We start from the raw sequence: 26,709 nt of genomic DNA on the forward strand, positions 1-26,709 counted from the left end.
GTGAGCAGTTCACGCAGCGGATGACGGGCCAGCACCTCGTCCACCTCCGGCGTCAGCGCCGCCGCCAGCCGCGCCGCCACCGGCAGGGACTCGTCGAGCAGTCTCCTCGACGCCTCCCGGACCAGGGTGCGACCGGGCCCCTTCGGCACCCGGGCCGCCGCCCGCTCGTAGAGCTTGCCGCCCTCCTCCAGGACCAGACCCGTGTCGAGACCGGCCGGGATCTTGATCTCGGCGTGCCGGCGCCAGGTGGTCACGGGATCGGACCACGCCTCGACCGTGTAGGTCCAGCGCCCTGTCGCGTCCGGGCGCACCTCGGCGCCCCACAGGTCGCTGCCCGGCGCGAGTTCACGCATCGGGGTCCAGGGGCCGCGGCGTCCTGCGGGGTCCCGCAGGACGACGTTGGCGGCGACGGCGTCGTGGCCCTCGCGGAACACGGTGGCGGTGACCTGGAACGCCTCTCCCACGACCGCCTTGGCCGGGCGTCTGCCGCACTCCACCCGAGGGCGGACCCCCCGTACCGGGATCCTGCCGATGGCCCTGGTGGACTTCATGTGTTGACCTCCGCCGTGCTGGTCGACGGGCCGTCCGCGGCCCGGCTGTTCGGACTGTCCAAGCTGCACCGGGGAGGGCTAGTGCTCCGCCGGGGAATGCCGGAGCGCGAGGGCTCCGCTGTGCGCGGGGGTCTTCGGCCGGCCACGCCCGCTCCGCTCCCTCAGATACGGTCCGGCGGCGCTGCCCAGATAGCGTTCGGCGGCCTCGGCCGCCTCGCGGGCGCAGCGCTTGCCCATCAGCACGCACAGGGTGTATCCGGAATCCTCGAAGGTGGCCCGTACCGAGCGGTCACCCGGTGCGGCGAGCATCGCGCGCTCCCATGACCGGTAACGCCTCAGGTGACGGGCGACTTCGGCTTTCGCGGGTAGCAGCATGGCGCTGTTCACCTTCCGGGATTTCGAGAGGTGCGTCGCCCGGGAGATCGGGCACGCAGAGGCGCCGACAGGGCGCGGCTCTCAAGGCTTTCACTTATGGTGCACGCGCGATGACCCAGCGTCCTGTTGGATCTTGGTTGTGGTGCGCTCGTGTTGCACGAATGGCGTAGCAGCCGCACTGTGGATGTGACTCAGGAGCGACTACCGTTCACGCTTCGTGTTCGTGGACCTCGGCCTACGGGGTCGAGGTCCACCGAGAACCTTGCCGGTGAGGAGCCAACGACGATGAAGAGCGCAGTGCCCTGTTACTACCACCTCGACGTGGAAGTCGATCCGGAACGCGTGGACCAGGTCAGGCGCATCCTGGCCGCCCATCTCCGGCTCTGGGACCTCGAGACGCTGGTCGAGCCGGTCTGCCACGGCACCGAGCTCCTGCTGAAGGCCATCGACGAACACGCCACGGACAAGAGCGCGACGGTCGAGATGTGGTGGAACCGCCAGCACCTCATCACCGCCATCGGCGAGAACGACTGCGATCTGCGCCCGGACCCGGACCTGCGCGACTGCCTGGGGCGCATCGCCGCGATGAGCGACGGCTGGGGCTGCTGTGCGACCGGCACCGGCGCCAAGGTCATCTGGTTCTCGCAGCGCGCCCGGGCCGGCGAACGCGTCCCGCTGGTGCCCACCGTGCCCGAACCGAGCCTGCGGGAGGTGCTTCAGGTGCCCCGGGCGCTGCGGGTCGCGGCGCTGGCCGACCCCACGGACGGCGTCCTGGCGGCCGCCCGGTGACCGCGAAGTCACCCCGCAAGTCCACGGCAGGGGTGTCCGCCTGGAGCGGGCACCCCTATCCGTTGGGTGCCGAATTCGACGGGAGGGGCACCAACTTCGCACTCTTCAGCGAGGTCGCCGAGCGCGTCGACCTGGTCCTCGTGGACGACCGCGGCAGGCACCGGCAGGTCCCGCTGACCGAGGTCGACGGCTTCGTCTGGCACGGCTATCTCGCCGGTGTCGGCCCGGGGCAGCGCTACGGCTACCGGGTGCACGGGCCGTGGCACCCCGGCTCCGGGCACCGCTGCAATCCCGCGAAGCTGCTGCTCGATCCGTACGCCAGGGCCGTGGACGGCCAGATCGACGGCCACGCCTCGCTCTACGAGCGCGCGCCCGACGGACCGGACCCGGCCGACAGTGCCGGGCACACCATGCTCGGCGTGGTGATCGACTCCGGCTTCGACTGGGGCGACGACCGCCCGCCCCGCCGGTCGTACGCCGACACCGTGATCTACGAGGCCCACGTCCGGGGGCTGACCCGCACCCACCCCGACGTACCGGCCGAACTGCGCGGCACCTACGCCGGACTCGCCCACCCCGCGGTCCTGGACCACCTCACCTCGCTGGGCGTCACCGCGGTCGAACTGATGCCCGTGCACCAGTTCGTGCAGGACGGCGTGCTCCAGGGCCGCGGACTGTCCAACTACTGGGGCTACAACACGATCGGCTTCTTCGCCCCGCACAACGCCTACGCCGCCCACGGCACCCGCGGGCAACAGGTCGCCGAGTTCAAGGCGATGGTGAAGGCGCTGCACGCGGCCGGGCTCGAAGTGATCCTCGACGTGGTCTACAACCACACCGCCGAGGGCAACGAGAAGGGGCCCACCCTTTCTTTCCGGGGCATAGACAACGCCTCGTACTACCGGCTGGTCGACGGAGACTGGTCGCACTACTACGACACCACCGGCACCGGCAACAGCCTGCTCATGCGGCACCCCTACGTCCTCCAGCTGATCATGGACTCGCTGCGGTACTGGGTGACCGAGATGCACGTCGACGGGTTCCGCTTCGATCTGGCGGCGACGCTGGCAAGGCAGTTCCACGAGGTGGACCGGCTGTCGGCGTTCTTCGACCTCATCCAGCAGGACCCGGTGATCAGCCGGGTCAAGCTCATCGCCGAGCCGTGGGACGTCGGCGAGGGCGGCTACCAGGTGGGCAACTTCCCCCAGCTGTGGTCGGAGTGGAACGGCAAGTACCGGGACGCCGTACGGGACTTCTGGCGCGCGGAGGAGCACACCCTCGGCGAGTTCGCCTCCCGGCTGACCGGTTCCTCGGACATCTACGCGCACAGCCGGCGCCGGCCCCGCGCCAGCGTCAACTTCGTGACCGCGCACGACGGGTTCACGCTGCGTGACCTCGTCTCGTACAACGACAAGCACAACGAGGCCAACGGCGAGGGCAACCGGGACGGCGAGAGCGACAACCGGTCCTGGAACTGCGGCGCCGAGGGCCCGACCCGCGACCCGGGCGTGCTGCGGCTGAGATCCCGTCAGCAGCGCAACTTCCTGGCCACCCTGCTGCTGTCGCAGGGCATCCCGATGCTCTGCCACGGCGACGAGCTCGGGCGCACCCAGCGCGGCAACAACAACGCCTACTGCCAGGACAACGAGGTCTCCTGGGTCGACTGGCGGACGGGGCGGGAGCAGCGCCGGCTGCTGGACTTCACCCGGCACGCGATCGCGCTGCGTTCCGCCCACCCCGTCCTGCGCCGCCGTCGCTTCTTCCACGGCGAGACGCTCACCCACGCCGGCCAGCCGCTGCCCGACCTGGTGTGGCTGCTGCCCGACGCGAGCGAGATGACCGACCGGGACTGGCGGCGCGCGGACGCGCACTCGGTCGGGGTCTTCCTCAACGGCGACGCCATCGCCGAGCCCGACCCGCGGGGCCGGCCCGTCGTCGACGACTCGTTCCTGCTGCTGCTCAACAGCTACTGGGAGCCGGTCGACTTCCGGCTGCCGGGCACCGCCTACGGCGAACGCTGGACGACGCTGATCGACACCATGGAACAGGACGGTGCCCCGGACGAGACGGAACACAAGGCGGACACCCTCCTGACCGTCGGACCACGCAGCCTGGTGCTGCTCACCCGCCCCGCCCGCCGCAGCGGGTGAGGCGGGGCCCCGGAGTCCGGAGCTCTCAGCGCGCGTGGTGCGAGGTCACCGTGAACTGGGCGCCGTCGGGGTCGCGCAGCACCACCATGTCGGGGCTCCGGTGCAGGATGCTGCCGCCGTGCCGCTCCGCGTCGAGCGCGCAGGCCGCCGGGTCGTCGACCGCGAAGTGCACCTGCCAGTGCGGCCGGATGGTGGGGTCGGGGGCCGCCTCCAGCGCCCCGGAGACGATCCGGGCCACGACGTCGCCCCGGCTGCGCAGCACGACCTCGCCGCCCTCGTAGTGGACCTCGCAGCAACCGGGGCAGTCGGACGCCCATTCGAGGACCTCGCCGTAGAAGATGGCGGCGTCGAACGCGTCCCGGGTGTGCAGCCGGATGAAGGCGGGGGACACCTCCCGCCAGGTCTCCCAGTCCGAGAAGAGCGCTCCCTCCCAGATGCCGAAGGTGGCGCCGTCCCGGTCGGCCAGCAGGGCCGCGCGTCCCGGCGCGAGGGAGATGGGTCCCACCGCGGCGGTGCCGCCGCGCTCGCGGACCCGGGACACCGCCTCGTCCGCGCTGCGCACGGCGAAGTACGGCGTCCAGGCCACCGCCATCTGCCACATGGCGGCGACCGCGGCGATCCCGGCGACCGGAGCCTCGCCCACCATCGCGATGCGGAACTGGTCACCGAGTTTCGCCGTGCGCCACTGCCAGCCCAGCACGGCGGTGTAGAACTCCTCCGCGGCTTTCAGGTCGCGGCTGGTCAGGCTCACCCAGCAAGGTGCTCCGAAGACCGAGTGGGTCGAGACGGGGTACTCGGTGGAGGTCGAGGGGCTCGTCTTGTGATTCATGGTGCTCGCGTTCCGATCTCGTCGCCCGGGGGTCCACCGGTTCCCTCCCTCCCGGAGGAGCACCGGTCCCGTTCCAGTGTCCGGTGGGAACCGCTCCCCGCGCCTGCCGAGTACCCCCGGTGGCGCGGGGTCGCACGCGTGCCACGATGGAAGCGTGGCAGGCGTAAGGGATGAGTCCGGGGACGAGACGGACCGTATCTTCCGGCTCCAGGAGGAGATCGACCAGCTCAAGGAGGCGGTGGTCTCGCACGCCGTGGTGGACCAGGCGATCGGCATGGTCGTCGCGCTGGGGCGGGTGACACCGGACCAGGGCTGGCTGGTGCTCAAGGAGGTCTCCCAGCACACGAACGTCAAGCTGCGCCATGTGGCGGAGGCGATCCTGCTCTGGGGACGCAGCGGCGACATGCCCGTGGAGATCCGCGCGGAGCTGGACGACGCCCTGGACCGGTACGGTCCCGCACAGATCCCGGGCGCACCCCCGACCGGGTGACGGGTCTCAGCCGCCTTTCTCGAGCTCCGCGCGGTTGCCCTCCTCGATCTCCGCGCGCAGCCGGGCGAAGCAGCCGCTGAGCAGCCGTGAGACGTGCATCTGCGAGATGCCCAGCTGCTCCGCGATGGTGTTCTGGGTCATGCCGCCGAAGAAGCGCAGATACAGGATGGTGCGCTCGCGCTCGGGCAGCGCCTGGAGGCACGGCGTCACGGACACACGGTCGACGACCGTGTCATAGGCCGGATCCGGACCGCCGATCGCGTCCGCCAGGGCGTACCCCTCGGTGCCGGGCATCTCGGCCTCCAGCGACAGCGCCGTGAAGCAGTCCAGTGCCTCCAGCCCGGTGCGCACCTCGTCCTCGCCGAGCCCCGTGTGCTCGGCGATCTCGGCCACGGTTGCATGGCGCCCGGACAGCGAGGGCGCCAGCTCCTTGGTGGCCTTGCGCACCTGGTTGCGCAGGTCCTGGACGCGGCGCGGGACGTGCAGCGTCCACATGTGGTCGCGGAAGTGGCGCTTGATCTCACCGGTGATGGTCGGTACCGCGTACGCCTCGAAGACCCGGCCGCGGGCCGGGTCGTAGTGGTCGACCGCCTTGACGAGTCCGAGAGCCGCCACCTGGTACAGGTCCTCCAGGGTCTCGCCGCGGCCACGGAAGCGGACGGCGATCCGCTCGGCCATGGGCAGCCAGAGCCGGACCAGCTCGTCCCGGAGTTCCGTGCGCTCGGGGCCCGCGGGCAGTCGCGCGAATCGTTCGAAGGACTCGGCGGTGTCAGGGGCGTCGTCGTGCGGATGTTGTTTCGTTCTGATGGCGGTACGCATCTGCGCGCCTTCCCTCAGCGGGTGCCGGATGGACAGACCCCGCGGGAGACGCACGCTCGGGCCCTTGGGCAAGGAGGCCGGGGCCGACGGGTATGACCCCGCGGGCGTGCCTCCTGTCCGAAGCACAGAATTCGAATTCCCCACCCGGACGCTTTCGAAACAATTATCAGCATATCTGCGGAAAAGGACACTTTGTGAATTCAAGGGAATTCGGGGAGTGAAGTTTCCGGTGGTCGCCGCTCTTGACCCTCCCTTGGTGCCAATACCTCTGATGCAGAGCTAATCTCGGTGGCATGGAGCAGCGGGAGACCTTCCCCGACGAACTGGCCCACGCGCTGGTCGGGGTGCACCGGCTGATCAGACGCCGGCTGCGTGCCGGACTGGGCGCACCGCGGCTGCGCGGCGCCGAGGTGGAGCTGCTGCGCCTGGTCGAGGCGCGGCCCGGCATCGGCGTCGGCGACGCGGCCAGGGAGCTCTTCCTCGCGGGCAATTCCGTCTCGACCCTGGTCAACAAGCTGGTCCGGGACGGCTTTCTGGTCCGCGAGACCGACCCCGCCGACCGGCGGGCCGCCCGACTGCTGCTGACCGAGGCCGCCGAGGCCCGGCTGCGCGCCTGGCAGGAACGCCGTGCCGACCTGCTGCGCCGCCATGTGGCCCGGCTCGACGAGGCGGACCGGGAAGCGCTCGGCGCCGCCGTCCCGGCCCTGCGCCGGCTGGCCGCCACCTTGCGCGAGGAAGCCGAGGAGTCATGACCCCGAACGCCGCCGATCCGAACGCCGCCGGTCCGAACGCCGCCGATCCGAACGTCGCCGGACCGGCCGAGGCCGTCCACTGCGCACAGCTCGCCTACTCCTTCGGTGCCACGAACGCCGTCGACGGGCTGGACCTGTCGGTCGCCGAGGGCGAGATCTTCGGACTGCTCGGCCCGAACGGCGCCGGGAAGACCACCGCGATCCGCTGCATCACCACGCTGCTGCCGGTCCCGGCCGGCGCGGTCAGCGTCTTCGGCCACGACGCGGCCGGGGAGCAGATGGCCGTACGGCGCATGCTCGGCTACGTACCGCAGCAACTGTCCGCCGACGCGGGCCTCACCGGCCGCGAGAACGTCGCCCTGTTCGCCCGGGTGTTCGACGTGCCACGGCGCGAGCGCGCCGAACGGGTCGGTCAGGCCCTGGCCGCGGTGGACCTCGAGGACGCCGCCGACCGCCTGGCGAGCACCTACTCCGGCGGCATGGTCCGCCGCCTCGAACTCGCCCAGGCGCTGGTCAGCGCCCCCCGTCTGCTGATCCTGGACGAGCCGACGATCGGCCTCGACCCCATCGCCCGTACCGGCGTCTGGGACCACATCAACGCCGTACGCGCGGCCACCGGTATGACCGTCCTGGTGACCACGCACTACATGGACGAGGCCGACCAGTACTGCGACCGCGTCGGCCTGATGCACCGCGGCCGCATCCGCGCCCTCGGCACCCCGGCCGAACTCAGGCGCGGGCTCGGCGAACGCCGGCGCGCCGAGGGCACGGCGGCCTCCGGCGCGCTGCCGACGCTGGAGGACGTCTTCCGTGACGTCGCCGGCAGCGGTCTCGACGACAAGTCAGGAGACTTCCGCGATGTCCGAAGCACCCGCCGCACCGCACACCGTGTCGGCTGACCATCTCCCCGGCAAGGACATCGGCCTGCTGCTGCGGCCGCCCCGGCCCCGGGCGGGCTGGCGGCTGCTGCCCGCCAGGGTCGGCGCGATGTGCGCCGTCGAACTCCAGAAACTGCGCCACGACCGTACGGAGCTGTACACCCGCGCCGTCCAGCCCGCGCTGTGGCTGCTGATCTTCGGCCAGACCTTCACCCGGATCAAGGCGATCCCCACCGGTGGCATCCCCTACATCGACTACCTCGCCCCCGGCATCATCGCCCAGTCCGCGATGTTCATCGCCATCTTCTACGGCATCCAGATCATCTGGGAGCGGGACGCCGGCATCCTCAACAAACTGCTGGTCACGCCCACCCCACGGGCGGCGCTGATCACCGGCAAGGCGTTCGCGGCGGGGGTGAAGTCGCTGATCCAGGCGGTCGTGGTCGTCGTCATCGCCGCCGTCCTCGGCGTGGCCCTGACCTGGAACCCGCTGAAACTGCTGGGGGTCGCCGCGGCCGTGATCCTGGGATCGGCCTTCTTCTCCTGTCTGTCGATGACCATCGCGGGCATCGTGCTCAGCCGTGACCGGCTCATGGGCTTCGGCCAGGCGATCACGATGCCGCTGTTCTTCGGATCCAACGCCCTCTACCCGGTCTCCGTCATGCCCGGCTGGCTCCAGGCCGTCAGCCTGGCCAACCCGCTGAGCTACCAGGTCGACGCGCTGCGCGGGCTTCTCCTCGGCACGCACGCGCACCTCGCGGCCGACTTCGGGGTCCTTTTCGTGGCCGCCGCGGCGGGCGTCGCCGCCGCCTCCTCGCTGCTGGGCCGACTGGCCCGCTGAACTCACCCGGGAGAAGTGATGTGCGGCACGCCCCGCACGGGCCCCCGCGCGGCCCGGATCCGGATTCCTCCTGCGCACGGCTTGATCAACGATCAAATAGGTCGAATCGGCTGGCCACGGCTTATTACGTGCATTTGACAGTGCGCTGAGCGCACGGATAGGAAGCAGCCTCAGAGGGCGAGAGGTAGGACTGTGTACGAGCCGAACGTGGTCGGTGACTGGCGGGAGTACGACGAGCATGCCGGTCTGCGTGTCCGCGTCCATGGGCTGGAGGCGGCCGAGCCGCCGCGCGGCCGTGACGACGCCGCCGAGGGGATGACGTACTTCCGCCTGCGCGTCACCGTCGAGAACCGGGGTGAGCGGCACCTCGGCATCCACCTGGAGGACGGCCAGATCGACGTACGCCTCGGTCCCGAGGGCGAGAGCGCGTTCATCGACTGGCGCAACACCCAGTTCATCGAGGGCTTCGACGTCTACCCGCTGCGCCGGGCCACCGCCGTGCTGTTCGCCGCGGGTCCCGAGGCCGCCCTGAGCCTGATCGACGTGCAGATCCAGCTCCGGGTCGACGAGGAGTGGACCGACCGGCGGCTGTGGACCGGCGGCCTCGGCCTGCGCGAGGGGTCCGTCGCCCCGGCCGCGGCCGGGGGGCGGGAGGGACTGGCCGGCCAGGTGAGCAACTTCCTGCGGGACCAGGCCGAGGAGGGCACCGCCTGACCCGGCCGGGCTTCGTCCGGCCGGGCAGTCGCCCTCAGTGCGGGATGCCGTCGATGATCTCGCGGGCGCCCTGGCGCAGCAGGGCCACGGCGACCGAGGTGCCCAAAGTGGCCGGATCGAGCCGCCCCGCCCACTCGTGGGCGTTCAGCCGGGTCTTGCCGTCCGCGGTGAACACACAAGCGCGCAGGGAGAGTTCACCACTGCGGTCCACCCGCGCGAACCCGGCGATCGGGCTGTTGCAGTGGCCCTGGAGCACATGCAGGAACATGCGCTCCGCGGTGGCCTCCCGATGGGTGGCCGGGTCGCCGAGGTCGCTGACGGCGTCGATGAGCCCGCTGTCGCCCTCCCGGCACTGAAGGGCGAGGATGCCCGCCCCGATCGGCGGCATCATCGTCTCCGGCGACAGCACCTCGCTGATCACGTCAGCGCGGCCGATCCGCTCCAGCCCGGACACCGCAAGGAGCAGCGCGTCGGCCTCGCCGGCCGCCAGCTTCTCCAGCCGCCGGTTGGCGTTGCCGCGGAACGGCACGCACTCCAGCTCCGGGTGGGTGGCCGCCAGCTGGGCGACCCGGCGCACCGAGGAGGTGCCGATCCGGGTCCCCGCGGGCAGTTCGTCGAGCGTCAGCCCGCCGGGGTGGACGAGGGCGTCACGGATGTCGTCCCGCTTCAGGAACGCGGCGAACACCGTCCCCACCGGGAGCGGCCGGTCCGCCGGGACGTCCTTGACGCAGTGCACCGCGAGATCGGCCTCGCCGGCGAGCAGCGCGGCGTCGACCTCCTTGGTGAACGCTCCCTTGCCCTCGACCTGCGACAGGTCGCCCATCCACTTGTCACCGGTCGTCTTCACCGGGACGACCTCGGTGCGAACACCGGGGTGGAGAACCGCCAACTCGGCACGCACCCGTTCCACCTGGGCGAGCGCCATGGGCGAGTCGCGGGAGACGATCCGGATCAATTCGGGAACGGACATGCGGACACGATAGACCCTCGCGAGGGCCCCTCAGACACAAACCGCGTTCAACAGGACACCGGCAGGCTGTAGCGCACCTTCTCCATCGCGCGCCCCCCGAGACGGTCGTAGAACCGGACCGCCCCCTCGTTCCACGCGGGCGTCTGCCACTGCACCTCGGTCATGCCCCGGCCGGCCGCCTCGGCCACCACCGCGTCCATCAACAGGGCGCCCAGGCCCAGTCCGCGGTGGGCGGGGGCCAGGAACAGGCAGTCCATGTGGAGGTACTCGCGGCCGTCCCAGGTGGACAGCACGGGAGCGCACGTGGCGTATCCGGCCACCTCGCCGCCGGGCAGTTCGGCCAGCAGACAGACCAGCCGGGGCGCGGGACCGTCGAAGTCGAAGAGGAGACCGGCCAGGCGGTCGGCGAGATCGTCCACCGGCGGCTCGGCCCGCTCGTACTCCGCGTGCTGGGCGGCGAGTTCGGCGACCCGCGGCAGATCGGCGCGGGTGGCGTGCCGGACCAGGGGGGCGTCGGCCGCCGCGTCGTGAAGATCGTCCATCCGCACATCATCCCCCACGGGCCCCGGAGCCGTACGGGTTCCGGGGCCCGGAGGACGGGCGGGGCGGTGCGGGCCGGCGCGGTCAGGCGTTGGGGTCGAACGTGATCCCGGACGGCTTCGCGGAGGAGAGGTGGGAGGCGAAGTTGCTGTCCTTCAGGCCGAAGTTGGCGCTGCCGAAGTCGTAGGCGCTCAACTTGTCGCGCAGACCGGCCGGGTAGCCGTTCCAGCCGACCAGCGGCGGGTACTGCCAGGTGCCCTTGTGGTTCTCCGGCGGCTCGTCGTTGGTGTTGGCCAGCCGGAAGCAGTGCGTGCTGATGCCGTCCTTGTGGTAGACGACCTTCGCGTGCGTGCCCTCGAAGCGGACGGTGGAGGCCGCGTGCACGGTGAACGAGCCGTGGTTGGACGTCGAGACGTACTGCACCTGGCCGTTCTGCACCCACACCACGACGTGCTCCCAGTCGTTGCGGTGGCCGCCGAGACCGCTGCCGGCCACCGCCTGGTCCTTCTCGAAGTACAGGCCGTACAGGTACGCGCACCAGCCGTTGTTGCACTTGTAGCGCGAGTAACTGTTGGTGTTGTCCAGGTCCGAGGCGTCCCGGCACTGGCCGTTGAGGGCTCCGCTCGGCTTGAGACCGCCGTTGACCGTGCCGTCGGGGCCGATGGCCGGCGTGGGGTAGCAGCCGTCCGTGTCGTAGTCGAACGCGGGCTGGTAGGTCAGTTCCGCGGCCTCGGCGTTGGAGGGCAGCGCCTGCGGCGGGGCGGCGAAGGCGGCGGCGGGGAAGGCGATGACGAGAGCGGCGGCCCCGGCCAGGCCGGTGAGCCATCTCCTGCGGTGTGCCTTGAACTTCGGTGACGACACTGCGTCCTCCTCGGGGTCCGGGCGCAGCCCAACGGCTGTGGGGGAATGGGGAGTTCAGCTTCCCGGGTTTTGACCTCCGGGCCAAGGGGCCATGTGTGTACAGGCGATGAGCCGCAGCCCAATACTGGACGGTGACGGATCGTCAGGCGGTGTCGTCCGGCAGGTCCCGCAGGTCGGCGGCCGACTCCTCGGGCGCCGGATCGGGGCGCAGCCGCTGCCAGGACGGCCGGCGCAGCGTCCCGGCCCGGGTACGGGTGCTGAAGCGGACCTCGCCGACCGGCCGGGGCGGCGCCCGGAGCGCGTCCGCGACCGGCGGCACGGTCTCGAACGGGCACCGGTCCGTCGCGGCGGCCCGCAGCAGCGCGGCGAGGTCGGCCCGTTCCGCCTCGCTCCAGCCGGCGCCCACGCTGCCGACGTAGCGCAGCCGCCCCTCGGCGCGCTGCCCCACCAGGACGGCGCCGGGCAGGCCGGACAGGCGCCCCAGGCCGGGCACCCAGCCGCCGACGATCACGTCCTCGGTGCGCAGGTTGAGGATCTTGGTCCAGGCCCGGGAGCGCACCCCGGGTTCGTAGAGGGAGTCGAGCTGTTTGCAGACCAGGCCCTCCAAGCCGTGCTCGCGGGTGGCCCGCAGCGCCTGCTCGCCGTGGCCGACGAGGGCGGCCGGTGTCGACCAGTACGGTCCGTGCGGGCCGAGCTCCTCCAGCCGGGAGCGCCGACGGCGGCAGGGCTCGGTCAGCAGGGGGCGGGTGCCGAGGTGCACGACGTCGAACAGGGCGAGATGGACGAGATGGACGAGATGGACGAGATGGACGAGATGGACGAGATGGACGAGAAGGGCGAGATGGACGAGATGGACGAGAAGGGCGAGATGGACGAGGTGGACGAGGTGGACGGGGACTTCGGCGGCGCGGCGGGCCGCCCCGGCCGGTGCGTGGGCCAGGTCCATCCGGGACCGCAGGAGCTGGAAGTCGGCGCGTCCGTCCGCGTCGAGGGCCGGCACCTCCCCGTCCGGCACGGCCGGTGTGCCGCCCGGCGCGCTCCCCGGCGCCCGCGGTTCGGGATGGGCGGCGGTGATGTCCTCGCCGGACCTCGCCCGCAGCGGCACGCCGCTGTCCCCGGCCGGATGGGCCACGACCCGCTGGCCGTCCTGCTTGGTCTCGTACGCCCGGTGCGCGTCCTGCGCGGGGGGCGGCAGGGTGCCGGGCATGGCGAGCATGGGGGCGATCGGCGGCGGGGCCACGGGTCAGGTGCCGACGGGCCCGGCCCGCGTCACGCGTGCGGCCCGCGGGTTTCCCCTGAACGGCGCCGTCCCCCGGGACGCCGACGTGCCGGGATGCGGGATGCTGGGTGTGCGGCGACGGCGCCCCGAACTATTTACTTGAGTTACGCAACGATATGGTAACCTGGTGCGTATGTCCACGTCACCGCTCCCCGCCGCCCCCTCCGCCTCCCCGGAAGTCGTCGAGATCGAGCGGGCGCTCTCCCGCATCACGTACCTGAGCACCCGCGCCCGGCAGCACGACCGGCTCATGGCCCTGGCCGGAGTGCCGCTGGACCGGGCCGCCGTGGCGCTGCTGCGGCAGATCGCCGACTCCGACGCGCTCCGCCCGGGGGAGCTGGCCCAGCGGCTCGGCGTGGAGGCCTCGCACGTCACCCGTACGGTGCAGCAGCTTCAGAAGTCCGGCTATGTCACCCGGGTGCCCGACCCCGACGACGGCCGCGCCCAGCGCATCCAGCTCACCGTCGCGGGCCGACAGGCCGTCGGCCGGATCCGGGACGCCGGCACCCGGGGCATGCAGCTGGCGCTCGCCGACTGGTCCCCGCAGGAACTGAGCCGGCTCGCCACGCTGTTCCACCGCATGGTCGACGACTTCCTCGCGTACGCCGCGGAGGACGACGCCGACCAGCACGCCCCGGCCTCCGGCGCCTGACGCCGCCCGACCCGGGGTGACCGACCTGCCTTACCGTCCAGTAATATCGCGCGGCAGGTCGTCAGAGGAGGAACCGTGCCACGGTCCGAACGCTCGTCCCTGCTGCTCGCCGGTCTGCTGGCCACCGCGGGCACCGCCCACTTCGCCGCACCACGCCAGTTCGACGCCACCGTGCCCCGGGCGCTGCCCGGCTCGCCGCGGACCTGGACGTACGCGAGCGGGGTCGCCGAGCTGGCGCTCGCGGCGGGCCTGGCCGTACCGCGGACCAGACGGGTCGCCGCACTGGCCACCGCCGCGTTCTTCGTCGGTGTGTTCCCGGCCAACGTGAAGATGGCCGTGGACTGGCGCAACCGCCCCACCCCGCAGAAGGCCGCCGCCCTCGGTCGGCTGCCGCTCCAGATCCCCCTCGTGCTGTGGGCCCGCAGCGTCGCCCGCGGGACGGAGGGCCGGTCATGAGCGCGACCGTCGAGGTCGGCAGCCAGGTCGAGGACTTCACGCTCCTCGACGAGACCGGCACCGCGCGCAGCCTCGTCGAGCTGCTCGCCGACGGGCCCGTCGTGCTGTTCTTCTACCCCGCCGCCCTGACCGCCGGCTGCACGGCCGAGGCCTGCCACTTCCGCGACCTCGCCGCCGAGTTCGCCGAGGCGGGTGGACGCCCGGTCGGCGTCAGCGGCGACTCCGTCGACCGGCAGCAGGAGTTCGCCGGCCGGCACACGCTCGGCATGCCCCTGCTCTCCGACCCCGACGGGAAGGTGCGGGAGCTGTTCGGCGTGAAGCGCGGGTTCTCCCTGGCCCCCACCAAGCGGGTCACCTTCGTCATCGCGCAGGACCGCACCGTGCTGGAGGTCGTACGCAGCGAGCTGCGCATGAACACCCACGCCGACCGGGCCCTCGCCGCACTCCGCGCCCACCGGGGCTGAGCGCCCGGCCGCCTGCCCGCCGGGCCGCCCTCGGTGGGTGGGCGACCGCGGGCGGGGCGGGTTCGACGGCGGGTTCGACGGCGGGTTCCGGGGGCGTCCGGGGGGTTTCGTCGCGCCACCGGACCCATGCGCTTGATGCACTGCGACAATCGGATCATCCTGGGATGCATGGAGCATGTCGCAGCCGTGGCGGTTGTCGACGCCCGGGGTGTCGTGACCGCCTGGAGCGAGGGTGCCCGATCGCTGACGGGCCACGCCGCCGACCAGGTCGTGGGCCGTCCGGCGCGCGAGCTGCTGGCCGAGGATCTCGAGGTCGGCCCGGCGGCCCCGCCGACCGGCACCGCCGCCCTGCGCCACCGCGACGGCTCCACCGTCGTTCTGCGGCTCACGGCCTGTCCCGTACTGGGCACCCAGGGCACACCCGACGGATACGTGGTGACCGCCGAGCCGGCCGGGGACGCGCAGCACCTGCTCGCGGGACAGGCCTTCCAGCAGGCGTCCATGTCGATGTCGATCTTCGACGTCCGGCAGCGCTACCTGCGCGTCAACGACGTGGCCTGCCAGGTGCTGGGAGTGCCGGAGGAGGACCTGTACGGCCGGTATCTGCTGGACACCGTCGCGGACGCCGAGCACAGCCGGGGTTTCGCGAACCATCTGCGCCAGGTGGCCGAAACGGGCCGGCCGGTGCGGTACGAGAGCTTCACCGGCGCGCCCGCGCTGAACGGCGAGCACGCCTGGACCGTCGAGATGTGGCCGGTCCGCGACGCCGGGGGCGAGGTGACCGCGGTCGCCCTCGCGGCGCTCGACAGCAGCGACCAGTACTGGGCCCAGCGCCGGCTGGGCCTGCTGAACCAGGCGTCGGCCGCCATCGGCACCACCCTGGACGTGGTGCGCACCGCGGAGGAGATGGTGGAACTCCTGGTGCCGGACTTCGCCGACTTCGCCAGTGTGGATCTGCTCGACTGGGTCCTGTGGGCGGACGAGCCGCCCCGGGAGCCGGACGACGAGATCGTGCTGCGTCGGGTCGCCCACGGTTCCGTCAACGAGGGCACCCCGGAGGCGGCCGTGCACCTGGGCGAGGCGGACCTGTACCCGCCGTTCTGCCCGCCGGTGCGGGCCCTGCGGGAGGGGCGGGGGATCCTCAGTTGCGCCTCTGACCCCGACTTCGGCCGTCTGGTCGCGGAGCGCGATGTCCGGGGCCCCGCCGGCCGCGCGTTCCGCAAGGGCGTCCACTCGCTGATCGCGGTGCCGCTGCGGGCCCGCGGGGTCACCCTGGGCGTCGCCATGGCCGTGCGTATCGCGCATCCGGACGACTACGCGGCGGAGGACGTCGTCTTCGCCGAGGAACTGGCCGGCCGGGCGGCCCTGTGCATCGACAACGCCCGCCGCTTCGCCCGCGAGCGCGCGACGGCGCTCGCCCTCCAGCACAGCCTGCTGCCGCGCGGGCTGCCCGGACAAGCGGCCGTCGACGTGGCCCACCGCTACCTGCCCAGCGGATCGCTCGCGGGCATCGGCGGCGACTGGTTCGACGTGATCCCGCTGTCCGGCTGCCGGGTCGCCCTGGTCGTCGGCGACGTCGTGGGGCACGGCATCGCCTCCTCGGCGACCATGGGCCGGCTGTGCATGGCCGTACGCACCCTCGCCGACGTGGACCTGCCGCCGGACGAGCTGCTCACCCACCTCGACGACCTGGTCTCCCACCTCGCGACGGGCGACAGCGGCGGCGAGGTCGCCGAACTCGGCGCCACCTGTCTCTACGCCGTGTACGACCCCGTCACCCGCCGGCTCGCCCTGGCCTCGGCCGGCCACCCGTCCCCGGCCGTGGTGCTGCCCGACGGCACCGCGGAGCTCATCGACACGAGCCCGGGACCGCCGCTCGGTGTCGGCGGACTGCCGTTCGAGGCGACCGAACTGCAACTGCCCGAGGGCGCGGTCGTCGCCCTCTACACGGACGGGCTGATCGAGGACCGGGCACGGGACATCGACAGCGTGACCGCCGACCTGTGCCGGGCGCTGACCGCGCGCACCGACACGCTCGACGGCCTCTGCGACAGCGTGCTCAAGGCCGTGCTGCCCGAGGAGCCCGGCGACGACGTGGCCCTGCTGCTGGCCCGTACCCGGGCGCTCGGCGTGGACCAGGTCGCCACCTGGGACATCTCACCGGACCCCGAGCGGGTGGCCGACACCCGGCAGGCCGTCACCGAGCAGTTGAACGCCTGGGGGCTGGAGGAGACGGCGTTCGTCACCGAACTCGTCGTCAGCGAACTGGTCACCAACGCCATCCGGTACGGCCAACCGCCCATCCAGCTCCGGCTGATCCGGGACCGCACCCTCATCTGCGAGGTCTCCGACGGCAGTTCCACCTCACCGCATCTGCGCCGCGCGCACGCCTTCGACGAGGGCGGGCGCGGTCTGCTGCTCGTCGCACAGCTCACCCAGCGCTGGGGCAGCAGGCAGACCGGCAGCGGAAAGGTCATCTGGGCCGAGCAGCAGCTGCCGCCGCCGTGATCACCGGAAGGGGCGGCCCGGGTCGGGCGCGTCCTCCTCGGGCGGCTCCGTCGGGCGTCAGAACTCCTCGTGGACCTCGGGATCCCCGCCCAGACGCCGCTGCGGGCGGTCCGTGACGGCCGTCATCCGGGCCGGGTCCAGGGTGAAGCCGAAGACGTCGAGGTTCTCGCGCTGCCGCCCGGGGTGGGCCGACTTGGGGATGGGCAGCGCGCCGAGCTGGGTGTGCCAGCGCAGCACGGCCTGCGCCGGGGTGACACCGAGAGCCTCGGCGACGGCGACGACGGCGGGGTCGGCCAGCACTTCGGAGCCGCGTCCCAGCGGGCTCCAGCTCTCGGTGCGGATGCCCTTGCTCTCGTGGAAGGCGCGCAGGTCGGCCTGCGGGAACAGAGGGTGCAGCTCGATCTGGTTGACGGCGGGCAGGACACCCGTCTCCTCCTCCAGCCGCCGGATGTGGCCGGCCGTGAAGTTGGAGACGCCGATCGAGCGGACCAGGCCCCGCTCCCGCAGCTCGATCATGGCTCGCCACGAGTCGACGTACCGGTCGAGGCGGGGCAGCGGCCAGTGGATGAGGTACAGGTCGACGTACTCCAGGCCGAGACGGGCGCGGGACTCCTCGAAGGAGGCGAGCGTCTCGGCGTACCCGTGGTGCCGTCCGGGGAGTTTGGTCGTGACGACGACCTCCTCGCGGGGGATCCCGGACGCGGCGATCCCGCGGCCCACCCCGGTCTCGTTGCGGTAGTTCGTGGCCGTGTCGACGAGCCGGTAGCCCAGTTCCAGGGCCGTGCCCACCGCGCGTTCGGCCTCTGCGTCGTCCATCGGCCAGGTGCCGAGCCCCAGGGCGGGGACGATCGTGCCGTCGTCGAGCGTGTACGTCGGAGTGCTGATCACCGTCGGACCTTCCCTCGGCTGTGTTCCGGTCCCAGCCTCGGGGAGGGAAGGCGGAATGATCAACCGGGCAGGCGGGGGAGAAGCCCGATGGACGCAACGGAGATGATGTCGCCGAACCAGCGGAGTGCGCATGACGAGGGACAGCGGGACGACGGGCAGCGGGACGACGGGCGGCCGTACGAGGGACAGCGGGACGACGGGCGGGCCGGCGCGGGGTGCCGGAGTGGAGGTGAGACCCGCCGCCGGGCACATCGGGGCCGAGATCGAGGGCGTCGACCTGGCCGAGGGCCTCGACGACGCCCAGGTGGCCGCGATCCGGGCGGCCGTGCTGCGCTGGAAGGTGGTGTTCTTCCGGGGGCAGCGGCTCGACCACGCCGGGCACATGGCGTTCGCGCGCCGGTTCGGCGAGCCGGTCGCGCCGAGCAGGCGGGGCAGCGCCTCGCCCGCGGACTTCCCCCTGATCGAGACCACCGCCGACCGGCTGGAGCTGGGCGGACGGTTCGGGATGGAGCACGAGGAGTGGCTGGAACGCCGTCGGCACACCCTGCTGCGCGGCTGGCACTGCGACCACGGCGCCCGGGTCGACCCGCCCGCCGCGACGATCCTGCGCGCCGAGACCGTCCCGCCCTACGGCGGCGACACCACCTGGTCCAATCTGGCGGCCGCCTACGCCGGACTGTCCGCGCCGGTGCGGGCGTTCGTCGACGGCCTGCGGGCCGAGCACCGGCTGGGCGTCGGCTACCGGCCGCGCCCCGGTGACGACGCGTACGTGCGCCACCTGCTGGACCACCAGGTCGCCGCCGAGCACCCGCTGGTGCGGGTCCACCCCGAGACCGGGGAACGCGTGCTGTACGTCAACGGGTACTACCTCGACCAGATCACCGACGTCTCCCGCCCGGAGAGCCGGGCGCTGCTGGACATGCTGCTGGAGCAGGCGGTCCGCCCCGAGTACACGGTCCGCTTCCGCTGGGAACCGGGCAGCGTCGCCTTCTGGGACAACCGCGCCACCATCCATCTGGCGCCCACCGACAACGCCCACCTCGGCTTCCCCCGCACCATGCACCGGGTGATGCTCGCCGGTGACGTACCGGTCGGCACCGACGGCAGACCGTCCCGGCCGCTCGTCGGCACCGAGGCGGGACGCTGGTGAACCGACGCGCCGCGAGCCGCCGTACGGCTCGCGGCGCCGCCCGGCTCGCCCGGGAAGCCCGGGCGGACGGGTTCAGGGCCTTCGGATTCAGCGCAGCGGTATGAAGACGTCGTCCTCGACCGGCGGGTCGAGTTCCTGGGCGCGGTTGCCGGTGGCCGCGAAACAGCGCAGCCGGACCGCGTCCGGGGTGACGTCCACGCGGAGGAAGCTCTTGAAGAACGGCGGGCTGTACGTGGCCGAGCCGGGTGAGAACAGCTGGGTGTAGATCTTCCGCACCGGCAGCCGGAAACGGTGCCTCCGGCCGGGACGGCCGCCCGCGCCCAGCAGCCGGGCGACCAGCCGGACGCGCCGGGTGACCCTGGCGTCCGGTCCCGGGGCACGGGTCGGGGAGATGCCCAGGCGCTCGGCCATGACGGCGGTCGCCTCGTCCTCGGTGAGGGTGAAGAAGCGGCGCAGGCGCAGCCGGCGGCCGTACAGACGGCTGTAGAAGGCGAGGGAGTCGCCGCGCAGCGGGTAGCAGCGGAAGGCGTGCTCGTCGACGCCGGCCACCTGGACGCGCGGGACGGTGTGCGTGGCGTGCATGAACGCCCCGCCGCCGCCCGAGACCACGTACTGCACGGTCCGGCCGTCCACGTCCACCGGATAGCGCTGGTAGTTGTGGATGTCACCGCCGATCGCCGCCACGTAGTGGTGCGCGGGCTCGCGGACCACGTCGTCGACCGTGCCGCCGCCCTCGACCGGGCACGGGTGGTGCTCGCCGTCCACGTACAGGGGCGATCCGGTGACGAGGATCTTGGGGCGGGGACCCCGGGACACCTCGCGCAGCCACGCGCCCTGCTCGGCGTCGATCGTGCCCAGCAGACCGGTGTCGATGCCGACGATCCGCACGGGTCCGGCGTCGATCGCCCAGTACGGGCCGGGCTGGACCGCCTGTTGACCGGCCGCGGGACGCAACTTCCGCGCCTCGTCGAGATGTTGTCCGTCGCCGGGGCGCGAGCGGTGCCACAGCAGATGCCGCAGCCAGGCCCTCGTGAGCGGGCGGGGCGCGGGTTCGGCGGGCAGCGGCGGGACGCCGCAGAAGACGCGCATGAACGCGCCGAGGTCCTCGTACCAGTCGTGGTTGCCCGGAATCGCGTAGACGGGCGCCGGGTAGTCCCGGTAGGGCCGGAAGAACTTGCCCTCGTAGTCGTCGGCGCTGCCCACGGGGTAGATCACGTCACTGGCCACGACGGCGAAGCGGGTGTCCTGAGCGACCTTCAGAAACCCCGGCACGACGGCGTATTGAGGTTCGTCACCCTCTCCGGGGTCGCCGATCACCATGAAGGAGAACCGGTCCGGGTCGTCGCGCCGGACGATCCTGTCGGCGGGCGCCCCGGCCGCCGCGGCCCGGTCCGCCCAACGGCCGCGGGTGCGGCCGGTCGGATCGCCGAACCAGGAGGCCAGCACGCCGTTGCGGGCGGCCCACAGCGTTCTGGGGTTCAGCCACGACAACTTCTCGACCTCGGTCGGCATCAGCCGCTTGTAGGTGCCGAGTTCGGCGGCGCCCCAGCCCGCGCCCGCGGCCGTGTCGCGTGAGGATTCAGACATCCGGGCACCGTAGCAACGTGCCCGGGGCGCTTTCCCGGCGGCCCTGGCGAGGGAGCGGGATCGTGCGCGGAGACGGAGGGAGGGGGGACAGACGGGGGATCGGGGCGGATCGTCCGGCTGGTCCGGTGCGTACGGGCAGCCGTCGCGCACAGAGGGATAACCCTCGATTGCCCCTGACGTAGCTGACATGGCTTGGTCAAGCCTGCCATTCTCGCCGTATCGCTGCACAGAGCAGTCACAGTTCCATGCGCAGCAACGGCCCCGCACAACTCGGCTCGTCCCGGACAGCACACCCGTCTGTCCGGTCTGTCATCGGCCGCCCCACGGCCGCAGCAGTAGGAGAACGAGTGAGACGCAACCCCCGCAAGCGGACCGCGGTAGGAGTGGCCCTGCTCTCCACCGCCGCCTTCCTCGCCGTCGGCATCCAGTCCGTCCCGGCGTCCGCACAGTCCGCTTCCCCCCACCCCAGCCCCCTGCGCACCGGGGGCCTCACGGCCGATCTCACCCCGGCCCAGCACACGGCGCTGATCAAGAGCGCCGCCTCGAAGACCACCCAGACCGCCCAGAGCCTCGGCCTGGGCGCGAAGGAGAAGCTCGTCGTCAAGGACGTCGTCAAGGACAACGACGGCACCGTCCACACGCGTTACGAGCGCACCTACGACGGCCTGCCGGTCCTCGGCGGCGACCTCGTGGTGCACACCCCGCCCGCCTCGCAGGCCACCGGCACGGTGAGCACCACCTTCAACAACAAGAACGCCGTGAAGGTCTCCTCCACCACCCCGACCTTCACCAAGGCGGCGGCCGAGACCAAGGCCCTGACGGCGGCCAGGACCCTCGACGCCGAGCAGCCCGCGGCCGACAGCGCCCGCAAGGTGATCTGGGCCGCCAGCGGCACCCCGAAGCTCGCCTGGGAGACGGTGGTCTCCGGCTTCCAGGACGACGGCACGCCGAGCCGGCTGCACGTGATCACCGACGCCACCACCGGCGCGGAGCTCGGCAGCTTCCAGGACATCAAGACCGGTACCGGCAACACCCAGTACAGCGGCACGGTCACGCTGAACACCACGCTGTCGGGATCGACGTACCAGCTCACGGACTCCACCCGCGGCGGCCACAAGACGTACTCGCTGAACAACGGCACGTCCGGCACCGGCACGCTGATGACGGACGCCGACGACGTCTGGGGCACCGGCGCGGGTTCCAACACCCAGACCGCCGGCGCCGACGCCGCCTACGGCGCCCAGATGACCTGGGACTTCTACAAGAACACCTTCGGGCGCAGCGGCATCAAGAACAACGGTGTCGCCGCCTACTCGCGCGTCCACTACAGCACGGCGTACGTCAACGCCTTCTGGGACGACAGCTGCTTCTGCATGACCTACGGCGACGGCACCAGCAGCACCCACGCGCTGACCTCGCTCGACGTCGCGGGCCACGAGATGAGCCACGGCGTCACCTCCAACACCGCGGGCCTGAACTACACCGGTGAGTCCGGCGGCCTGAACGAGGCCACCTCCGACATCTTCGGCACCGGCGTGGAGTTCTACGCCAACAACTCGACCGACGTGGGCGACTACCTCATCGGCGAGAAGATCAACATCAACGGCGACGGCACGCCGCTGCGTTACATGGACAAGCCGTCCAAGGACGGGTCGTCCGCCGACTCCTGGTACTCCGGCGTCGGCAACCTGGACGTCCACTACTCCTCGGGCCCGGCGAACCACATGTTCTACCTGCTCTCCGAGGGCAGCGGCTCCAAGACCATCAACGGTGTCACGTACAACAGCTCGACCTCCGACGGTGTCGCCGTCGCGGGCATCGGCCGCGCCGCCGCCCTCCAGATCTGGTACAAGGCGCTGACGACGTACATGACGTCCAGCACCAACTACGCGAGCGCCCGTACCGCCGCGCTCAACGCCGCGACCGCCCTGTACGGCGCGAGCTCCACCCAGTACGCGGGTGTGGCGAACGCCTTCGCCGGCATCAACGTGGGCAGCCACGTCACCCCGCCGACCAGCGGTGTGACCGTCACCAACCCGGGCAGCCAGTCCTCCACCGTCGGTACCGCGGTGAGCCTGCAGATCTCGGCCAGCAGCACCAACAGCGGCTCGCTCACCTACTCCGCGAGCGGTCTGCCCACCGGCCTGTCGATCAGCAGCTCCACCGGCGCGATCACCGGGACGCCGACCACCGCCGGCACGTACAGCACCACGGTGACCGTCACGGACAGCACCGGGGCGACCGGCACGGCGTCCTTCACCTGGACCGTCAGCTCCTCCGGTGGCGGCGGCACCTGCACCTCGACGCAGCTGCTCGGCAACCCGGGCTTCGAGTCCGGCGCCACCACCTGGACCGCGAGCAGCGGCGTCATCACCAATGACACCGGCCAGGCGGCCCACGGCGGTTCGTACAAGGCCTGGATGGACGGCTACGGCTCCACGCACACCGACACCCTGTCCCAGTCGGTGACCATCCCCTCCGGCTGCAAGGCGAGCTTCACCTTCTACCTGCACATCGACACCGCGGAGACCACCACCAGCTCGGCGTACGACAAGCTGACGGTCACCGCCGGATCGACCACGCTGGCGACGTACTCCAACCTCAACAAGGCCACCGGGTACACCCAGAAGACCTTCGACCTGTCCTCCTTCGCCGGCTCCACCGTGAGCATCAAGTTCAGCGGTGTCGAGGACTCCTCCCTCCAGACCAGCTTCGTCGTCGACGACACCGCCGTGACGACCAGCTGACCCTCCACCGCACGAACGACATCCCGCACGCGGGCTCCCCCCGCGTGCGGGATGTCCTCGTCCGTGCGGGCCCGCGCGGGGCCCGACGCCGGATCAGAAGGTGCGCTCCAGCAGGTCGAGCAGCGCCGCCCAGTGCCGCTCGTCGCCCTCCTTGTGGTACGAGGCGGTGTCGGCCTGCGTGTACCCGTGCGGGGCGCCGGGGTAGACCTCGCAGCGGTGCCGGACACCGGCGGCCGTCAGCGCCCGCTCGAACCGCTCGATCTGCTCCTCGGGCAGCGACGGGTCATTGTCGGCGTGGCCGAAGTACAGCTCGGCGGTGATGTGTTCGGCGGCCAGATGGGGGCTGTCCGGCGCGTCGGTCGCCAGCCGCCCGCCGTGGAAGCCGGCCGCGGCCGCCACCCGCTCCGGGTAGGCGCCGGCGATGCGCAGCGCCAGCCGGGCGCCCATGCAGTAGCCGGTGACCGCGACCGGCCCGTCGGCCACCAGCGGGCTGTCGGCCAGCCATCGCAGATAGGCGTCGGCGTCGCGTACCGAGAGCTCCGGCGTCAGCGACTGCATGACCGGGACGATCTGGTCCCAGATCTCGGGGCGGGCCCCCGGGTCGATGAACTCGGGCAGGTCGAAGACCGGGGTGCGGCCGTGCCGGTAGAACACGTTGGGCACCAGCACCGTGTAACCGGCCGCGGCCAGCCGGTCGGCCATCGACCGAAGGTGCGGCCGCAGCCCGAAGGCGTCCTGGTAGAGCAGGACACCCGGACGGGGGAGCCCGTCCGCAGGATGGGCCAGGTAGGCGTCGGCGGTGCCGTCCTCGGTAGGGACGTCCACGGCTGTTCCCTGTACGGAGGTCATGGGTCTGCCTCTCTGCGCGGTCGACGGCGAGCAACTCGGCGGCCCGGTGTCCCAAGCCGTGATCATGCTCTCACGCACCGTCCGCCGTACCGTGAACTGCCCCTGAAAGAAGCCCACTTGGAGGCACGGCCAGGTCGGCTCACTCGAACCGGGTGACGTCACCGGCCCCGTACCGTACGATCTCCGCCTCGCCGCCGGAGAAGTCGACGACCGTCGTCGGCTCGGTGCCGCAGTCCCCGGAGTCCAGCACCCCGTCCAGGACATGGTCCAGCCGGTCCTTGATCTCCCAGCCCTGGGTCATCGGCTCGTCCTCGCCCGGCAGCAGCAGCGTGCTGGACAGCAGCGGCTCGCCGAGCTCGGCGAGCAGGGCGTGGGTGACGACATGGTCCGGGATGCGTACGCCGACGGTCTTCTTCTTCGGGTGCTGCAACATGCGCGGCACCTCCTTCGTCGCCGGGAGGATGAACGTGTAACTGCCCGGGGTCGACGCCTTGACCGCCCGGAACACGTCGTTGTCCACCCGCACGAACTGGCCGAGCTGCGCGAAGTCCTGGCAGACGAGGGTGAAGTGGTGCCGGTCGTCCAGGCCGCGGATGGACCGGATCCGGTCGATCCCGTCGCGGCTGCCCAGCCGGCAGCCGAGCGCGTAGCAGGAGTCGGTCGGGTACGCGATCAGCGCGCCCTGGCGGATGCTCTCGGCGACCTGGGCGATGGTGCGCGGCTGCGGGTTGTCGGGGTGTACGTCGTAGTACTTCGCCATTGCACGAGCTTATGCCGTGCGAGGCGGACCGACGCGCAGGCGGAACCGGGCCGGAGCGGGCGGGGCGGCGCCGGTGGCGGTGGGGGCGGCGCCCCCGGCGGTGGGCCGCACACGCGGCCCTGTCAGCCCCGGCCGGTCGTGAGGTAACGTCGCCGACCAGGAAACCTGAGGTCAGCGGCGGTGTTCGGAGTTCCGAGGAGGGAGGACGGCATGACGGAGGGCGACACCTCGGCATGGACGCGGGAGCTTCTGGAGCTGCTGCGTCCCGCCGCACGCGACGCCGGCAAGGTCGTCGACTGGCTCGCCGTCACGGTGGACGCGACCGTGTCCCTGCGGGACGACACCGGCGTCCTGCTCGCCGGGCCTGCCACCCTCCCCGACGAGCCCCCGTCCGACGCGTCCCGCCCCGGTGTGTCCCTTCCCGACGAGTCCCTGGCCGCCGACGTCGTCGCCGGCCGGATCGCCTCCGCGGCCTGGCAGGGCAGCGGCCGCCATCTGCGGCTGGTCAGGATCGAACTCCAGCACGGGTCCTCGGCCGGCCTGCTGACCGTGGAGCGCGCCGGCCCCTTCGACCGGCGTGCCTCCGAGATCGTCACCCACACCGCGGCCGTCCTCGAGGTGCTGCTGCGGGCCCGCCGGACGACCACGACCGGGCGCCGGCTCCAGCGCGCCGCCGCCGATCTGCGGCTGGCCATCCTGCAGCTGCTCATGGTGGAGGACACCGTCTCGGCGCGCCGGGTCGCCGCGGGGCTCTGGCCCGGCCTGCTCGACACCGACACGGCCGGCGTCTACGTCGTCGAGGGCCGCACCGAGGAGCGCGACGAACTCGCCGAGCGGTGTGTGGAGGCGACCGGCGAACAGGCCCTGGTCGTGCGCTGCCCCGCCATGGACGCCCACGTCATCGTCGTCACGCCCCGCGAGGCCACCAGCGAAGACCTGCGCGCACTGATCGCCGGCCGCGCCGACACCTACCTCGGCGGCAGCACCCGGCAGAACCTCGCGTGCACCGCCACCGCCTACGGACAGGCGGTCAGCGCCCTCGCCGTCGCCCGTTTCCGCCCGGACCGCACCGCGGTGTACGCCGAGCGCACGCATCCGGGGCGGCTGATGGACCCGGCCGCGCTGCGGGCCTGGACCTCGGCCCTGCTGCGCCCGCTCGACACGCTCGCGCACCACACCAGCGCCGAACTGCTCGCCACCACCCGGCTCGGGCTGGAGTTCACGGCCGTGAACGCGGCCAAGATCCTCGGCGTCAGCCGCAACACCGTCCGCGCCCGGATGGAACGCGTGGAGTCCCTGCTGGGCACGGACTTCTCCGCGCTCACCGTCCGGGCCGCCGTCCACCTGGCACTGAACACCCAGGTCGGCCTCCCGCCGGACGGGACCGTCGCGCGGCCGGCCCCCGCCCGCCTGGACGACCTGCTCACCGGACCCGCGCTGCGCACCTGGGCCGAGGATCTGCTGGGCCGGCTGGACACCGACGCCCGCGACCTGCGCGGCAGCCTGCGCGCCTGGCTCGCCGCGGGCGGCAACGCGGAACGGGCCGCGCAGCGGATCGGCGTCCACGCCCAGACCGTACGGGAGCACGTCCGCAGCGCCGAGCCGGTACTCGAACGCCGGCTGCTGACCGCGGGCAGCGATCTGTACGAGGTCGTCCTGGCCCACCTGGTCACCGACGACCTCGACCGGCCCGCCCTCGGCCCGCGGCCTCACCCGGAGGAAACGGGCCATCCGGGCGCACTTGTGCACAGGTGAGTCCCGCGGGGCGCCCACCGGGCACGCCCGCGATTCACAACCCGTACCTCATCCA

26 protein-coding genes are annotated in these 26,709 nt (G+C 72.1%); 14 read left to right on the plus strand and 12 right to left on the minus strand.

Features of this window, described 5'->3' with window-relative positions; translation table 11 throughout:
* Both ACWC24_RS30100 and ACWC24_RS30105 read right to left on the minus strand, forming a co-directional pair.
* Positions 1-551, minus strand: a 551-nt coding sequence (locus ACWC24_RS30100) for a maltotransferase domain-containing protein (protein WP_450666034.1), incomplete at its 3' end; no start/stop codon positions are given.
* 78 nt (positions 552-629) lie between these two features.
* The gene (locus ACWC24_RS30105) at positions 630-926 is read right to left on the minus strand and encodes a DUF5133 domain-containing protein (RefSeq protein ID WP_384724748.1); all 297 of its coding nucleotides are present in this window, start codon (positions 924-926) and stop codon (positions 630-632) included.
* A gap of 285 nt (positions 927-1,211) precedes the next feature.
* On the opposite strand from ACWC24_RS30105, the gene ACWC24_RS30110 reads away from it, so the two are divergent.
* Complete coding sequence (locus ACWC24_RS30110) at positions 1,212-1,715, plus strand: pep a2 (protein ID WP_450666035.1); 504 nt, start codon at positions 1,212-1,214, stop codon at positions 1,713-1,715.
* Complete coding sequence (gene glgX, locus ACWC24_RS30115; protein ID WP_450666036.1) at positions 1,712-3,865, plus strand: glycogen debranching protein GlgX; 2,154 nt, start codon at positions 1,712-1,714, stop codon at positions 3,863-3,865. The genes ACWC24_RS30110 and glgX overlap by 4 nt, the downstream gene beginning before the upstream one ends.
* A gap of 25 nt (positions 3,866-3,890) precedes the next feature.
* Here glgX and ACWC24_RS30120 read toward each other — a convergent pair whose 3' ends face one another.
* Positions 3,891-4,694, minus strand: coding sequence for a VOC family protein (locus ACWC24_RS30120; RefSeq protein ID WP_450666037.1), 804 nt, complete (start codon positions 4,692-4,694; stop codon positions 3,891-3,893).
* A gap of 154 nt (positions 4,695-4,848) precedes the next feature.
* On the opposite strand from ACWC24_RS30120, the gene ACWC24_RS30125 reads away from it, so the two are divergent.
* Positions 4,849-5,184 carry an ANTAR domain-containing protein gene (locus ACWC24_RS30125; RefSeq protein ID WP_450666038.1) on the plus strand — a complete coding sequence of 112 codons (336 nt, stop codon included), beginning with the start codon at positions 4,849-4,851 and terminating at the stop codon, positions 5,182-5,184.
* Between the two features lie 6 nt (positions 5,185-5,190).
* Here the strand turns inward: ACWC24_RS30125 and ACWC24_RS30130 are convergent, their stop codons facing one another.
* The gene (locus ACWC24_RS30130; protein ID WP_450666039.1) at positions 5,191-6,003 is read right to left on the minus strand and encodes a SigB/SigF/SigG family RNA polymerase sigma factor; all 813 of its coding nucleotides are present in this window, start codon (positions 6,001-6,003) and stop codon (positions 5,191-5,193) included.
* A gap of 293 nt (positions 6,004-6,296) precedes the next feature.
* Here ACWC24_RS30130 and ACWC24_RS30135 point away from each other — a divergent pair, with 293 nt between their 5' ends.
* From ACWC24_RS30135 to ACWC24_RS30150, 4 genes are all read left to right on the plus strand, one after another.
* Positions 6,297-6,755, plus strand: coding sequence for a MarR family winged helix-turn-helix transcriptional regulator (locus ACWC24_RS30135; protein ID WP_450666040.1), 459 nt, complete (start codon positions 6,297-6,299; stop codon positions 6,753-6,755).
* A complete protein-coding gene (locus ACWC24_RS30140) occupies positions 6,752-7,654 on the plus strand; it encodes an ATP-binding cassette domain-containing protein (protein WP_450666041.1) in 903 nt (300 codons plus the stop codon). The genes ACWC24_RS30135 and ACWC24_RS30140 overlap by 4 nt, the downstream gene beginning before the upstream one ends.
* Positions 7,614-8,474 carry an ABC transporter permease gene (locus ACWC24_RS30145; protein ID WP_450666042.1) on the plus strand — a complete coding sequence of 287 codons (861 nt, stop codon included), beginning with the start codon at positions 7,614-7,616 and terminating at the stop codon, positions 8,472-8,474. The genes ACWC24_RS30140 and ACWC24_RS30145 overlap by 41 nt, the downstream gene beginning before the upstream one ends.
* Positions 8,475-8,666: 192 nt before the next feature.
* The gene (locus ACWC24_RS30150; protein WP_450666043.1) at positions 8,667-9,188 is read left to right on the plus strand and encodes a hypothetical protein; all 522 of its coding nucleotides are present in this window, start codon (positions 8,667-8,669) and stop codon (positions 9,186-9,188) included.
* Between the two features lie 34 nt (positions 9,189-9,222).
* Here ACWC24_RS30150 and hemC read toward each other — a convergent pair whose 3' ends face one another.
* From hemC to ACWC24_RS30170, 4 genes are all read right to left on the minus strand, one after another.
* On the minus strand, positions 9,223-10,158 hold the full coding sequence (gene hemC / locus ACWC24_RS30155; protein WP_450666044.1) for a hydroxymethylbilane synthase: 936 nt from the start codon (positions 10,156-10,158) through the stop codon (positions 9,223-9,225).
* Positions 10,159-10,205: 47 nt separating this feature from the next.
* The gene (locus ACWC24_RS30160; RefSeq protein ID WP_450666045.1) at positions 10,206-10,700 is read right to left on the minus strand and encodes an N-acetyltransferase family protein; all 495 of its coding nucleotides are present in this window, start codon (positions 10,698-10,700) and stop codon (positions 10,206-10,208) included.
* Between the two features lie 82 nt (positions 10,701-10,782).
* On the minus strand, positions 10,783-11,559 hold the full coding sequence (locus ACWC24_RS30165) for an NPP1 family protein (RefSeq protein WP_450666046.1): 777 nt from the start codon (positions 11,557-11,559) through the stop codon (positions 10,783-10,785).
* 142 nt (positions 11,560-11,701) lie between these two features.
* The gene (locus tag ACWC24_RS30170; protein WP_450666047.1) at positions 11,702-12,775 is read right to left on the minus strand and encodes an ATP-dependent DNA ligase; all 1,074 of its coding nucleotides are present in this window, start codon (positions 12,773-12,775) and stop codon (positions 11,702-11,704) included.
* A 196-nt stretch (positions 12,776-12,971) separates the two neighbouring features.
* Here ACWC24_RS30170 and ACWC24_RS30175 point away from each other — a divergent pair, with 196 nt between their 5' ends.
* The 4 genes from ACWC24_RS30175 to ACWC24_RS30190 all read left to right on the plus strand — a co-directional run bounded on the left by ACWC24_RS30175 (position 12,972) and on the right by ACWC24_RS30190 (position 16,918).
* The gene (locus ACWC24_RS30175) at positions 12,972-13,490 is read left to right on the plus strand and encodes a MarR family winged helix-turn-helix transcriptional regulator (protein ID WP_450666048.1); all 519 of its coding nucleotides are present in this window, start codon (positions 12,972-12,974) and stop codon (positions 13,488-13,490) included.
* Positions 13,491-13,565: 75 nt separating this feature from the next.
* Entirely contained in the window at positions 13,566-13,946 is a 381-nt protein-coding gene (locus ACWC24_RS30180) for a DoxX family protein (RefSeq protein WP_450666049.1), read from the plus strand.
* Positions 13,943-14,410 carry a peroxiredoxin gene (locus ACWC24_RS30185; RefSeq protein ID WP_392615837.1) on the plus strand — a complete coding sequence of 156 codons (468 nt, stop codon included), beginning with the start codon at positions 13,943-13,945 and terminating at the stop codon, positions 14,408-14,410. Before ACWC24_RS30180 ends, ACWC24_RS30185 begins: the two co-directional genes overlap by 4 nt.
* Before the next feature lie 168 nt (positions 14,411-14,578).
* Complete coding sequence (locus ACWC24_RS30190) at positions 14,579-16,918, plus strand: SpoIIE family protein phosphatase (RefSeq protein ID WP_450666050.1); 2,340 nt, start codon at positions 14,579-14,581, stop codon at positions 16,916-16,918.
* A gap of 57 nt (positions 16,919-16,975) precedes the next feature.
* On the opposite strand, the gene ACWC24_RS30195 is transcribed toward ACWC24_RS30190, so the two are convergent.
* Positions 16,976-17,806 carry an aldo/keto reductase gene (locus tag ACWC24_RS30195; RefSeq protein ID WP_450666051.1) on the minus strand — a complete coding sequence of 277 codons (831 nt, stop codon included), beginning with the start codon at positions 17,804-17,806 and terminating at the stop codon, positions 16,976-16,978.
* Positions 17,807-17,936: 130 nt separating this feature from the next.
* Here ACWC24_RS30195 and ACWC24_RS30200 point away from each other — a divergent pair, with 130 nt between their 5' ends.
* Positions 17,937-18,956: a TauD/TfdA dioxygenase family protein gene (locus ACWC24_RS30200; protein WP_450666052.1), complete on the plus strand. Its 1,020-nt coding sequence runs from the start codon at positions 17,937-17,939 to the stop codon at positions 18,954-18,956.
* A gap of 87 nt (positions 18,957-19,043) precedes the next feature.
* Here ACWC24_RS30200 and ACWC24_RS30205 read toward each other — a convergent pair whose 3' ends face one another.
* Complete coding sequence (locus tag ACWC24_RS30205; protein ID WP_450666053.1) at positions 19,044-20,543, minus strand: metallophosphoesterase family protein; 1,500 nt, start codon at positions 20,541-20,543, stop codon at positions 19,044-19,046.
* A gap of 347 nt (positions 20,544-20,890) precedes the next feature.
* Between ACWC24_RS30205 and ACWC24_RS30210 the strand changes: the two genes are divergently transcribed.
* Positions 20,891-23,290, plus strand: a complete 2,400-nt coding sequence (locus ACWC24_RS30210) for a M4 family metallopeptidase (protein ID WP_450666054.1) — start codon at positions 20,891-20,893, stop codon at positions 23,288-23,290.
* A gap of 93 nt (positions 23,291-23,383) precedes the next feature.
* Here ACWC24_RS30210 and ACWC24_RS30215 read toward each other — a convergent pair whose 3' ends face one another.
* Together ACWC24_RS30215 and ACWC24_RS30220 are read right to left on the minus strand one after the other, a co-directional pair.
* Positions 23,384-24,139 carry a dienelactone hydrolase family protein gene (locus tag ACWC24_RS30215; RefSeq protein ID WP_450666055.1) on the minus strand — a complete coding sequence of 252 codons (756 nt, stop codon included), beginning with the start codon at positions 24,137-24,139 and terminating at the stop codon, positions 23,384-23,386.
* A gap of 139 nt (positions 24,140-24,278) precedes the next feature.
* Positions 24,279-24,899 (minus strand): L-threonylcarbamoyladenylate synthase, encoded by a 621-nt coding sequence (locus ACWC24_RS30220; RefSeq protein WP_450666056.1) that lies wholly within the window; start codon positions 24,897-24,899, stop codon positions 24,279-24,281.
* 210 nt (positions 24,900-25,109) lie between these two features.
* Between ACWC24_RS30220 and ACWC24_RS30225 the strand changes: the two genes are divergently transcribed.
* On the plus strand, positions 25,110-26,654 hold the full coding sequence (locus tag ACWC24_RS30225; RefSeq protein ID WP_450666057.1) for a helix-turn-helix domain-containing protein: 1,545 nt from the start codon (positions 25,110-25,112) through the stop codon (positions 26,652-26,654).
* Positions 26,655-26,709: the final 55 nt, after the last annotated feature.

This window comes from Streptomyces sp. NPDC001443, assembly GCF_053597355.1.